This window comes from Streptomyces sp. NPDC037290, assembly GCF_055603245.1.
This window is the reverse complement of sequence record NZ_JBVJVZ010000033.1, coordinates 17868-29661: the sequence shown is the minus strand read 5'-3', so window position 1 is coordinate 29661 and position 11794 is coordinate 17868. Positions and strand designations below refer to the sequence as shown.

Annotated in this window: 12 protein-coding genes and 2 pseudogenes; 3 read left to right on the top strand and 11 right to left on the bottom strand. The window is 65.6% G+C overall.

Features of this window, described 5'->3' with window-relative positions:
* The 3 genes and pseudogenes from ACZ7HQ_RS41160 to ACZ7HQ_RS41150 form a co-directional block, all read right to left on the bottom strand.
* Positions 1-1766: hypothetical protein (locus ACZ7HQ_RS41160; RefSeq protein WP_471001565.1), on the bottom strand; the 1766-nt coding region annotated here is incomplete at its 3' end.
* 898 nt (positions 1767-2664) lie between these two features.
* Positions 2665-2868, bottom strand: a complete 204-nt coding sequence (locus tag ACZ7HQ_RS41155) for a DUF7848 domain-containing protein (protein ID WP_471001604.1) — start codon at positions 2866-2868, stop codon at positions 2665-2667.
* A gap of 839 nt (positions 2869-3707) precedes the next feature.
* A pseudogene (locus tag ACZ7HQ_RS41150) lies at positions 3708-3920 on the bottom strand (DUF3631 domain-containing protein); the annotation flags it as partial.
* Between the two features lie 395 nt (positions 3921-4315).
* Here ACZ7HQ_RS41150 and ACZ7HQ_RS41145 point away from each other — a divergent pair.
* Complete coding sequence (locus ACZ7HQ_RS41145; protein WP_471001562.1) at positions 4316-5878, top strand: glycoside hydrolase; 1563 nt, start codon at positions 4316-4318, stop codon at positions 5876-5878.
* Between the two features lie 241 nt (positions 5879-6119).
* Here ACZ7HQ_RS41145 and ACZ7HQ_RS41140 read toward each other — a convergent pair whose 3' ends face one another.
* The 3 genes from ACZ7HQ_RS41140 to ACZ7HQ_RS41130 form a co-directional block, all read right to left on the bottom strand.
* Positions 6120-6518 carry a hypothetical protein gene (locus tag ACZ7HQ_RS41140; RefSeq protein ID WP_471001559.1) on the bottom strand — a complete coding sequence of 133 codons (399 nt, stop codon included), beginning with the start codon at positions 6516-6518 and terminating at the stop codon, positions 6120-6122.
* A 617-nt stretch (positions 6519-7135) separates the two neighbouring features.
* Positions 7136-7330: a helix-turn-helix domain-containing protein gene (locus ACZ7HQ_RS41135; protein WP_471001601.1), complete on the bottom strand. Its 195-nt coding sequence runs from the start codon at positions 7328-7330 to the stop codon at positions 7136-7138.
* Between the two features lie 215 nt (positions 7331-7545).
* A complete protein-coding gene (locus ACZ7HQ_RS41130) occupies positions 7546-7953 on the bottom strand; it encodes an RNA polymerase sigma factor (protein ID WP_471001556.1) in 408 nt (135 codons plus the stop codon).
* On the opposite strand from ACZ7HQ_RS41130, the gene ACZ7HQ_RS41125 reads away from it, so the two are divergent.
* A complete protein-coding gene (locus ACZ7HQ_RS41125) occupies positions 7916-8221 on the top strand; it encodes a WD40 repeat domain-containing protein (RefSeq protein ID WP_471001553.1) in 306 nt (101 codons plus the stop codon). The genes ACZ7HQ_RS41130 and ACZ7HQ_RS41125 overlap by 38 nt on opposite strands.
* A gap of 206 nt (positions 8222-8427) precedes the next feature.
* Here ACZ7HQ_RS41125 and ACZ7HQ_RS41120 read toward each other — a convergent pair whose 3' ends face one another.
* Positions 8428-8922: a hypothetical protein gene (locus tag ACZ7HQ_RS41120; protein ID WP_471001550.1), complete on the bottom strand. Its 495-nt coding sequence runs from the start codon at positions 8920-8922 to the stop codon at positions 8428-8430.
* Between the two features lie 99 nt (positions 8923-9021).
* Between ACZ7HQ_RS41120 and ACZ7HQ_RS41115 the strand changes: the two genes are divergently transcribed.
* Positions 9022-9198 (top strand): hypothetical protein, encoded by a 177-nt coding sequence (locus tag ACZ7HQ_RS41115; RefSeq protein ID WP_471001548.1) that lies wholly within the window; start codon positions 9022-9024, stop codon positions 9196-9198.
* A 589-nt stretch (positions 9199-9787) separates the two neighbouring features.
* Here ACZ7HQ_RS41115 and ACZ7HQ_RS41110 read toward each other — a convergent pair.
* From ACZ7HQ_RS41110 to ACZ7HQ_RS41095, 4 genes and pseudogenes are all read right to left on the bottom strand, one after another.
* Positions 9788-10197 (bottom strand): annotated as a pseudogene (locus tag ACZ7HQ_RS41110) (ASCH domain-containing protein).
* 28 nt (positions 10198-10225) lie between these two features.
* Positions 10226-10903, bottom strand: coding sequence for a GGDEF domain-containing protein (locus ACZ7HQ_RS41105; protein WP_471001545.1), 678 nt, complete (start codon positions 10901-10903; stop codon positions 10226-10228).
* 94 nt (positions 10904-10997) lie between these two features.
* The gene (locus ACZ7HQ_RS41100; protein WP_471001542.1) at positions 10998-11174 is read right to left on the bottom strand and encodes a hypothetical protein; all 177 of its coding nucleotides are present in this window, start codon (positions 11172-11174) and stop codon (positions 10998-11000) included.
* 230 nt (positions 11175-11404) lie between these two features.
* Positions 11405-11716, bottom strand: coding sequence for a hypothetical protein (locus ACZ7HQ_RS41095; protein WP_471001539.1), 312 nt, complete (start codon positions 11714-11716; stop codon positions 11405-11407).
* Positions 11717-11794 lie beyond the last annotated feature (78 nt).

Here is an 11794-nt window from a genome sequence, read left to right as displayed (position 1 = left end):
CCGCGGCTGCCGGTCACCCACAGGTTGCCGGTGTTGGCCTGGAACGCCACTTGATAGCCGCCGTCAGAGAGAGCCGTGATGCTGGGGCTGGTGCCTGGCGCCATGCCCAGGTGGAGGTCCGCCCATCCGTTACTGCCGGTCACCCAGAGGGTGCCGGTGTTGGCCTGGAAGGCGGCTTGGTAGCCGCCGCCGGGGAGGCCCGTGATGCTGGGGCTGGTACCGGTGGCCATGCCTAGGTGGAGGTCTGCGGTTCCGCGGCTGCCGGTCACCCACAGGTTGCCGGTGTTGGCCTGGAACGCCACTTGATAGCCGCCGTCAGAGAGAGCCGTGATGCTGGGGCTGGTGCCGCGCATCATGCCCAGGTGGGTGTCGAAGGTACCAAGAGCCCCGGTCACCCAGAGTTCGCCTGTGTTGGCTTGGAAGGCGATTTGATAGCCGCCACCAGTGAGGTGCGCGGCGCTGGGGCTGGTGCCGGTGGCCATGCCCAGGTGTGTGTCTGCGGTTCCGCCACTGCCGATCTCCCACAGGGTGCCGCTGTTGGCCTGGAACGCGGTGACAGCCGTGCCCGCCCAGATACCTGGTGGGAAGACGACGACACCGTGGGTGTTGAAGACCACGTTCGAGCCGTCGAAGGCCATGGTCCCGTTGCGGGGCGGCGGGCCTTGTGGACTGGGGTCATATGACTGCGCGTCATCAGTCAAGGTGATGCTGTTGTCGCGGACGATTCCGTCGTTGATGTTCTCGTTGCCGGGACCCCAGGTGCCACCCGTGTTGGCGAAGACGACGTCAGGGTCAGAGGAGCCCGCCCTGGGCGGCGCCGTCTTGTTGTGGTCCAGTCGATTGTTCTCCACGATCAGGCCGGAATTGTGTCCGGGCCAGTCCACGTTGTTCCCCATGAAGAGGATCGCGGCCCCTTCGTTGTCGTGAAGGTAGCTGTTGCGCAGGGCGACGTTGTGGTTGTCGCTCTCGAAGTCGAAGCCTTCACCGTCTCCGGTGTTGTTGGGCCGACCGGTCCGCGCGAACTCACTGTTCTGAACCACGTAGTTGGTGACGCCGACGACCTGATAGGCAGCGGCTCCCCACGGCATGCCCACCTGATAGCCGTCCTGGTCGACGGTGATGTGGTCCGTGAGTCCGCCGTCGACGTAGTACAGGCATACCCCGCAGCTGCGGTAGAGCTGGGTAAGGTGGTTGTCGTGGATGGTGAGGTTCTTCCACATGCCGTAGTTGGTGTTGCCGCTGGGTGTCATGTCGATGCCGGCGTCCGCGCGGGTGAACATGCTGTTGGAGATCGAGATGTCCGACAGGATGGGGTCGTGGCCGTTGCCGTACCCGCCGATCGCGACAGCTGTGCCGAAGCGGAGATCCGGGGTGGCGTAGCAATGCACACGAGGGGCGCAGGCGAGGTTCAAGAGGAACCCGGTGTCCTTACCCGTGATGTCGTGGAAGAACATGTTGTCGATCGACAGGTAGTCGTGGTGGTAGGTCCCCTTCGAGTAGGAGACGACACCGCCGTAGGTGTCGCTGATTTCCAGGTTGCTGATCTTGTAGCCGCCGTTGTCCACCAGATGGATGGCGTATGTGACGTATTTCGGCGGGTCACTTCCGGGGATCAGGCCAGGTTGGATATGGGGCCTTGCCGTACCACCGTAGGAGGAGATGACAATCGGGCTCGCGGCCGTGCCCGAACCTGTAGGAGACAGAGTCTGGCCGGTCCACGTGTCGCCGGACTTCAGCAGGATCTGATCCCCTGCCTGGTAGGTCACCGTGGAAGCACGGGTCAGCGTCCGCCACGGTAAGTCAGGGGACGTCCCTGGATTTGCGTCGCTTCCGGCGCTCGCGCTGATGTAGTAAGTCGTCATTGGCGCTGCCGCCACGGGTGTGGTCGGTAATGTCGTGAGAAGCCCCATACATAAGCTGACGACTGCCAGAAATACCTGTGCCGCACTCGGGCACCAAAGTCGTCTGTTCCTGACTAAGCTGATCGATCGCATGGTTGCCGCCTCCTGTGGCCGTGATGTGCGAACGAACGGTCCTACTCTCCTCGCACTGCCCGTCGTCTGCCTCTTGGCTGCCGTAGGTGCGGTGCCGTGACCCCATCTGCTTGCCCTGCCAGCGACGCTCGTGGTCCATGCCGGCGCGATGTTCTCCCGCCTGGATAGAGGCTGTCGAAGGTCCGCTCTGGCTGCCCGAACTCCGCGTGAGCAGACATAGTCGCCCCCAGAGTCGCCTCACCGCCTTCATCGGGGGAGTTCAAAGACGGGTTCTCAGGAGATCCTTACGGCTTTGGACATCCCCGAGGACGGCGTGCTGACACGGGAGCTGGCCGTACGCGGGGAGATCGATTCGGCTGACCGAGGCCGGACTGACCCCTGCACAGAGCCCGGACAGCTCCCCGGTGTGGGGGATCTACTGAAAGCTCTGCGAGGTGTACCGGCAGCCCATGCACGATGGCTTCGAGCCTGAGGTGCCGGGCCAGGCCGGGCATGCATTGCCGCGTCGGTAACGGCAGCGGCGCCGCACTACCGCAGACCCCTCGCCCGCTTCACCCTCGTCGCCAAGACCGTCACCGCCCTCACCTTCTACAACAAAGGATGGTGAACCCTGTGAATAGGCTTCTCGGTGTCGTGAATGCTGGCGGAAATTCCCCCGTTGTTGGACGCCTTATTGTTCACGCACGACGAAGGCAGTCCAGCTGGCCGTCCGCTCAAATTGAGTATGGCCGCTGAGCCCAGTGTGCTTCATGCATGCGACATCAACGGCCCTTGCATCGCCCCGCGATGCCGTCCACCCGCATCCTCGGCATTTCGCGTTATGTAATGGCGGTATGTCGGGGTGGCTGCACATGCGATGCCTGACATAACGCATTACAGAGCGAGTCACGGTGAAGGTTCATCCTTCCCTGTCGACAGTATGGCTGCTGCCATACGCGCGACGGCAGCAGCCGGGATCACCCCCACATGTACGTAGGCCCCGCCCCTCTTGGTCACCATCGGCTGAACACTGGCCGAGACTCGTTCCGGCACTCCAAGTGCCACAAGGGCTCTGCGGAGTGCCTCTGCCGCGTCCCTGGCCATTTCCCCACCATCCCGATACGTCTGCATGTCCATCAGCAGTGCCCCCCTGCGTGGTTGCGGATCCCATCGGCGTGACGTGCTGGTCTCGTGCCTTCCCAGCCTGCCTGGCCGTACACAGTCGCTTCCAGTTGGACGCACAGACGCCGCAGTCTCGTACTGGTGCGCAGTCCAGTAGCCAGGCATTGAAGCGGTTCGGGAGGTCAGCGGCTGTTCTCGGGTCCCCAAAGTTGCTGTACTTCTGTGCTGTACCGCAGGCGGCCTGTCTCACAGGCTCCTCAACTCACCTTTACGGATGAGCACCTGCGCCAGTGCACCATGTGCCGCCTCTGAACAGCGGACGGGGCTGTTGTCACCTGTCGTCATCTCGCGTCGTTGGTCACCCTCGGACGGCCCACAGACGGCCCGGCCCAGGGCCCCGAGCAGCTTCTAGCGTTAGCGACAAGGGTCGCTAACGCTAGCGACCCCGTTAGCGATTTAAACCGCTGGTGACCAGCACGTTAGCGATTTGCGGGCCATCTGGGCATACCCCGGAATCGGTTGAAATACGGCTTCTTAGGTTCCATCCATCACCACCGGGTGCCTCAAGGACTTCCGCCACGCCTGGAAAACAGCGTGCCGACCTCACCCCGCCCCGCCGGCCGCGTCGGCCACGGCAAGCAGGGGCTCCGACACGTCTGCGGGCCGGTCACTGGTGCCCTCCGGCAACTCCGGGAACACCTCGTCGACCAGGTGACGAACGGACTGCGCCCAGCTGGCATGCCGGTCGCGAAGGGCGTGGCCCTCCTTCCCGTGGATGCGAAGATTTTCTCTTGAGAAGTAATCAGGGGCAACCGCCCTCATCCGGGTTCGCGAGGCCGCCGAATACTACTTGCGAGGCCGCGACGCCCGGCAACGTGATAGCGCCGAGAGAACCCAAGGGCATCCGCCCGGCCCACCATCGACTGTTGCCCCATAATGTTCTCATGCTGGAACGGAACGGCCTTTTATGAGGATCGGAGGCGCCCATGCTAATCCTGATTTCTTGTTCACGTGGCGAAAAGGATGCGTGAAGGGGCAAACCCTCTGACGCAGGCTGATTCCGCAGGGAAGGAGAAATAGCTCTGACCTTGGAGCCCTCGCCTCCTCGGGGCGCATGCCGGGTGCTGCTAGGCCGCCTGTATCTGGAAGGCCGAAGCGCGTACTTATGTGCAGGACGACCAGCTGACCACTACAGAACTTGCTGATGCTTGGAGGTAGCCATGACGACGAGACGTGATTTCTTAGGGTGGGGCGGCGCTGTGACCGCAGCGACGTTGTTACCCGCGTCGTCTGCTTGGGCAACACATACAGCCAGGATCGATCCCTCCAGCAGCTACGGCAGCTGGCAGGGATGGGGCACCTCGCTGGCGCATTGGGCGAATGTGTTTGGGTTGAACTCAACACTCGCGGACATTTTCTTCACCACCGGCACGGTGTCGTTCCAAGGCAGGAGCCTTCCTGGGCTTGGCTTAAACGTGGCGCGGTACCTGCTCGGATCCCACACCTTCCGGCCCGTCTGGCCAGGCGGAGGCAGCGAACCGCCGTCCCCGAACGAACCAGCGGTCTACAAGCTCGAGGGGTACTGGCTCAATTGGCTCAGCGACGACCCCTCGAACACTGGCAGCTGGAACTGGGGAGCCGACACAGAACAGCGCCAGATGCTCTTGAAGGCCCGCGCCCGCGGTGCGAACCTCCTCCAACTGTGGTGCGATTCGCCGATCTGGTGGATGTGCATGAACCAGAGCCCAAGCGGAGCGGCAGACGGCGGCGACAATCTGCAACCCTGGAACTACCGGCAGCATGCACGCTATATCGCCATCGTCGCCAAGTATGCCAAGGACCACTGGGGTGTGAACTTCAACAGTGTCGAACCATTCAATGAGCCTTCATCGCCGTGGTGGAAGGAAAACAACGGTGGGGAGGGGTGTCATATGTCATGGCCAGTGCAGGCAGAGGTGATCCGCTACCTACGCCAGGAACTCGATGCCCGTGGCCTTGCTAACGTCGCAATCGCCGCTTCAGACGAGACCAGCTACACACAATCCAACATCACCTGGACCAACTTGGCCCCCCTCGGCGTCCAGGAACTGGTTGAACAGGTCAACACTCATGGCTACGAATACAACGACACTGGGAGTGCCCGGTCCGCCCTGTACTGCAACGTGCACGCTGCTGGCACGCCACTGTGGCAGACCGAATACGGTGAGCCATACGAGCATGGCCTGGAGCTCGCCTACACCATTACCAAGGACTTGAGGTACCTTCACCCGACCGCATGGAGCTACTGGCAGCCCATCAACGGTGGACCAACTGACCCCGCCACCGGCCGCGATCTCAGCTGGGGCCTACTCAAAGGCGCCTTTAGCCAAGACCCCGACCGCAAGAGCGGCACCCTGGGATTCACCGCCCCCTACCCCGGCACCGATGTCTACGTGACGAATAAGTACTTCGTCTACGCCCAGTACACCCGGCACATCAGGCCCGGCATGTGGATTCTTGACAGCGAGGACCTAGCCACCGTCGCCGCCTACGCCCCAGACAAGCACCGCCTGGTACTGGTCATCGTGGGCGGCAACAGCTCACAAAGGATCACGTACGACCTGTCCCGCTTCAGCACGGCAGGCGCCAGCGCCCGAAGCTGGGTCACCGACGCACATCCCAACTATCGCATCGCACGGCAATACAAGCGGATGCCCGATGCTCATCTGCGGGGAAAACAGCTGACTCTCACATCCGATGCCAACTCCATTCAGAGCATCGAGATCGACAACGTCTGGATCTGAAACCGAAGAAGTGAAGGGCCAGCCGCTGAAAAATCCCACACCCACCGCGCAGGTTGAAGGCCTCTGACCAGCAACGTAGGTCAAAGGCCTTCGCCGCGCGATACCCTGTTGATAACCGCGATTCCCCCTGAGTTCCCGGTCTATCGGGCACGGAGGGGACACGGCCGCGCACAGGCTTCGAGACGCGCCCGCATCGTCACGGGCTGGGGAAGCTTGTGGCGGGGCGGTTCAAGGGTGTCGGTCAGCCGCAGTCGCGTGTGATCGAGCCGACGGGCGCGCCGGTCAGCTCCTTGTCACCGAAGCCGTCGATCTCCTGCTCGGAACCGGCGAAGTGCGGCTTGTCGTTGAGGCGCACGATGCAGCCGAAAGAGTCGGGGATCGGGTTGTGCGCCGAAAGCGGCGTGATCACCGGGTCGAGCGAGTCGACCTCGGGGAAAGTAAAGCCGGTCTTGGTGACCTTGATGTTGACCCGGTAGAGGACCTGACCGGTCTGGTGCGGCCCGCTGAAGAGGCAGAACTCGACCTTGTTGCAGCTATCCGCTGCGGAGACCTCAGCGGCGGACGCGGCGGGCGCAACGGCAGCTGTGAGACCGATGACCGTAAGGGCCGCCAGACCGAGGCGTAAAGAGCGGTGCGACACGATAACTCCTTCAAACAAAAACGAGAAGAGACAGCTCGGCTCTCCCCAGCTCGCATCAGTCTGTGACCAGGGCCGGATGGAAGCCAGGAACAAGCAAGTGCCCTGTGACCTGTCATGAGGGAAGTCTCTTGATACTTCCGGCCACGTACGATGAACAGGGTGCTGCCGGGATGTGATCTTCTCACAGCACGGAGTGAAAGGTTCCACGCGGGGTGAACCGACAGCCCCAACTCCCAGACGCCCGCAACCGACTCGGCGCCCCACGGTGCTGGCGGCCGTCGCCGGGCCGGGGCAGTCAAGACTGTGGCGGTGCCTGTCGCGAAGGCACCTCGTTTCGTGCAGGATGGGTGGCCCGGGGCAGGCGGCTGGTTTGGACGCCCTTGACGCCTGTCCCGGGGCGAATTCGGTGAGTCCGGACGCCCTGCGCCTACCGCCTGCACATCCGATGGCGATGCGGCGCCGGCCGGCAGGCAGGGGCGCGTAGTCGGCCTGGTGCTCACATAGCTACGGCAGACGGACATCTGGCGGAGTGATGGGCCGTCCGGGCCTGTCGGGGGCTCGTAGACGACAGCACCGCGACGCCGATGTCGCCAGCAGTCCGGGCGGCCCAAGCGTGGTCACAGACCGTCGACGTGGGCGGCCTCCCAGCTTTCACGCAGAAATTCGTAGACGGCTTGTTCAGGCACACGGAAGGAGCGGCCGACGCGGATGGCCGGTAGGTGCCCGCTGTGGACCAGCTTGTAGACCGTCATCTTGGTGACGCGCATGACGTCGGCGACTTCAGCCACCGTCAGGAAGGTGACCTCATTCAGCGGCCTCTCTCCGCCGCGCCCGGGAGCGTAGCTCCCGAGGCTGGGCCGGGCCGAGGTGTTGCGGCGTGCCCTGGAAGGGGCTTGTGGCTGTTCCTGGTCCGACGTCTCGCGACTGGCTCGCTCATGCGGGGCGGCCAGCCGGGCGCGGGTGTCGTTCTCGTCCGTCCACAGTTCAGAGACGGCAATGGCCGTACCGTGCAGGTGGCGCTCGATGCTCATCGTTCACCTCCGCTGACGTCTGCAAGAACAGTTCCCAGGGTGTCGCGGCCGAGACGGAGGCAAGTCTTCACGGTGTTCACGGACACTCCCATGACGGCCGCGATCTCATCGTTGGGTAAGTCCAGTTGCCAGCGCAACGCGATCGCCGTGCGTTGTCGGTCGGGCAGTCTGCGCACTGCCTCAAGGAGGACCAGCTCCCTCTCCTGCAACCCTAGGTCGTCTGGCCCCTCGCTCTGCGGCAGGTCGCCAGGGTCGGTACTCAGGCCATGCCGCTGTCGGGAGGCCTGGGCACGCTGCAGTCGCTGGCCGGCCACCTTGAACAGCCAGGCCTGCGGCTTCTGCAGGTGGTTGACGTAGTCCCAGTAGGTGTGTGCGGCGTGCGCGGGCCACGAATGCACCTGCACGGGCCATGGGCCGCCCCCTCCTGCCGCCCCGGTCAACGCGTCCGTGTTCTCCCCCGACGGGACACTGCTTGCCGCCGCTGGCCTGGGTGGGACGGTCCGGTTGTGGAACCCGGCCACCGGTCGGCTTGTCGGCGATCCCCTCACCGGCCACCAGGGCGGGGTCTTGTCGGTGGCGTTCTCCCCCGACGGCACCCTCCTCGCCACCGCCGGCGGTACGGACGGGACGGTCCGGCTGTGGGGAACCCCCTCGTGCCGGACAGAGACATAACAGCGTGTGCACGCTAAACCTGGCAGGCGGGGCAGGCCCAGACGAAGGGGCCTGCCCCGCACCCCGCACCGTGGACGGACCCTCCGGCCGGTGACTCCGCTATTCGGTAGAGGCCGGGCAAAATCCCCAGCGCACGACCATGATCAATCTCGGCGCTACTTCCTTTACCTCAACTACTCACACCCGATAGAGGGTTCTACGCGTGGTCAGCCGCCGGTGTGGGTTTCCCAGATAGGTTGCATGTATGCGTAGATGCCGACATTGCCGTCTTCCCCGACGATGAGGTAGGCGGCGCCTCGGTTGTAGGTGTTGGACGCCCAGACCGGCTTCCAGGAAATGTCATAGACTACGAAGTTGCCGTCTGCCTGGAAGATGGCGCAGTTACCGCGGCCCGTAGTGCCTGCCTGCCACACGGCGTGGCCGTCCTTGTAGAGGACGAGGTTGCCATCCCACTGCATCGTCAGGGTCGCTCGCCCGTTAACCGATGTCCACGCCCCATTTTTACACATCGACCAACCCGGAAAGATGAGCAGATTGGGTATCAGGCGTGTGACCGCCTTCGGGACCGCGGCCTGATCCGGTGACGCCGTGACCGCCGGGCTCCGCGGAATCACCGCCTGCGCGCTCCCTGCTCCCCCTCCCGCTAACGCCAGGACCGTTGCCGCAATGCACATCACTCTACGCATCTTCAGCACTCCCATAGCTCTCGCACTAAACGCACTAAATGGACGTTTTGTAATTTTATATAGTAGACAGTTGTTTTGCATGCAATCGCAGCGGCGACTGGTGACGGTCCCGACATGATCGCGGTCTGCGACCAGGAAGCCGTGCACGGAAACTTCCGGGCCTGGGCGAAGATCACCCACCAACCGGTGACCGGCCTGAAGGAGGCTGGCCGCCAACGGGGCCGCCAACGGGTGGATGAGGAACTGCTGCGCCGGACCTACAGCAAACTCTCCGCCCGGCAGCCGGTCTGACCATGCTGAGCTGCGACAACCCCCCGGTCACGGTCGTCCTCGATCCCGGCGACGACCTGGTCCACACCCGTGCCGCCCTGGCAGTACACGCCCCGGGAGCGGAAGGCTCACCGTTCACCCCACACCCGGGACCGACTCCGTTCTCACCCTGGCGTACGACGTCTTTGCCGCGCTGGACAAGCCTGGGGCATCGGCGGTCTCCTGTTCGGCGCCCTCGCCGCCAGGGCGCCGTGGTGGGCCCTCGTCGGGTGCACGGTCCTTCTGCTGGCCGTGATCGCGCTGCAGACCGTCTTCCACCAGGCGCCTCGCCTGGTGGGTGGACTGGCGCCGCTACCGCAAGCCCCGGCAGCGCTGGGGCCGTCCGCCTCACCGCGGACAGGGGAGCCGACCGCGACCCTCCGGGAGGTCCTCCCGCGATCGCGGGCGGCCGCGCGTCAACACCGCCCCGGAACGGCGACAGGGCACAGACGACACCGTGGCCCTGCCAGCGGTCGAAGTCCTGGCCGTCGCGCCAGACGAGAGGCTCGCCGGGAGCTGGGATCAGGCCCGGCTCGAACGGCGGCTTCTCCTTCGTGCGTCCCGGGGCGGGTCACGGCCGGAAGACGGGCAGCTGCTGGAACACGCAGTCCAGCAGGTCCTCGGTCGGCTTCCAAGTGCCGAGCTGCCCGGCGGCAGGAACGGGCAGCGGCCATTCCTGGATGGCCTCGAAGACCAGGTGCCAGGTGCTGGCCTGCGCCCACGGCGTGCAGGGCTCGGAGCCCTCGGGGTCCTGGTGGCAGTCGACCAGGCGCGCGATACCGATCACAGCTCCGGTGGTCAGCTCCCGGCCTCGGATCGTGCGGGCAATCAGCGGACGCGCAGGGCGGGCCGGTCGATCCGCTGGCCCGCGTGCAGGAGCATCCAGCCGCACCAGCTCCAGGGCTTGGGGCGGTTCTCGACGCCCTTCGCACCGGTCAGGATGCAGGTGGCGTGCGGCTGTTGGACGCTGAGGCCGCGCATCCAGTCGCCCTGCGGGAGGGCGCGGTGCTCATGCTGCCCGCCCCCATACGGCCGTTCCCGGGCGCCCGGCGCGGCGGCCGTTGACGGACGGCACCGTGGGGTGCGCGGGCGAGGCGACGACCGCGCGGCCCGAGTGCTTGCCGTCGTACAGGGCCGCGTCGGCGGCCCGCTGCAACACCGCCAGGTCGCGGGTGCCGACCGCGCGCGGGGTCGCGGCGCCGACCGAGGCGGCCACATCGACGGTGCGGCCGTCCTCAAGGACAACGGGGGTGTGTAGCATACGGACCAGCTGTGCGAGGCACTGCTCCAGGCGCGCGGCGGGCAGCGCCAGGACGACGGCAAACTCATCGCCTCCGAGGCGGCCGACGGATGCGCGCGGGCCCGCCCACGCCGTGGGCCGCGCGGCGGTCGCGGCCAGAACGGCGTCCCCGGCCGAGTGCCCGAAGTCGTCGTTCACGGCCTTGAAGTGGTCCTGGTCGACCAAGACCACCGCCGTGTTGCCACTGCGGCGGGCCAGGATCCGGCGGGCGCGGGCGGTGTAGGCGTCGCGGCGCAGGAGTCCGGTCAGCGGGTCGCGGCGGGTGGCGGCGAGCTGCTTGTGCAGCGCGACCGCGTGGACCGCCCAGCCGGTCAACGGCAGGACTGCGGTGGTCAGTAAGAGTGCGCGCTGCCCGATTCGGGCCTGCACGCGCAGGACGGAGTCCATACTGGGGATCTGCCTCTCTCGTCTCGTACGGGGTGAGTAGGCCCGGGGCAGGCGAACTGGTTTGGACGCTTTGAGCGCCTGTCCCGGGGCGGAGCTACAGCGCGAAGTCGCTGTGGCTGGTCCAGCTGACGGGGTTGAGCCCCAAGCCGGCGCTCGCGGCGGGCCACTCCATCTGCCAGCCGGGCCGCAGCCCGCTCGCTGCCCAGCTGTCGGACTGCTTGCCGGGGATCTCCAGTCCGGTCTTGTGCGCGGCGAGCGCGGCGTCGTACACCTCATGCGCACGGCGCAGGGCCGCCGCCGGGGGGAGTCGGCGAGGCCGGTGAAGACGTGCACGCCATGCTGGTCGGGGTGGTTGGTGTCGTGTATCGGGACGTCGACCTGGTAGATCCGCAGGCGCATGACGTCTATCTCCTTCCTGGCCGTCCGGGGTGAGGGGCCACGGCGCCGCCCCAGCCTCGAGGTGCGGGGCCGGGGCGGCACAGAGTGCGCTCAACTCGCGGTTCAGCCGGCCGTCGCGATGGCGTCGCGCAGGTGGGTGCGCGCCCAGGCCAGAAGCGAGGGCTGATTACCGGCCGGGCTGGTCAGCGCGTCGGTGAGGTAGGTGACGGCGGAGTCGAGGTCCTCGCTGGCGTCCTGCCAGTTACCGAGGCTGGACGCGCCCAGGACATCGCGGACTTCTTCGACCAGCTCGACGAACGCAAACGCCATCGGCCTGGTCGAACGCGGAGGCTGCTCTCCGATGAGAGCGGCGAGGTCGGCGGCGAAGCAGTCGCGGAGCGCGGTGAAGGTGTCGGCCTTGGTCTGGGTGGTCACAGGGGCCTCCTGGTCAGTGGTTGAGCCGGATCGTGATGGGCCACCGGGGATCACCGGCGTGGGTGTGAATGGTGCGGC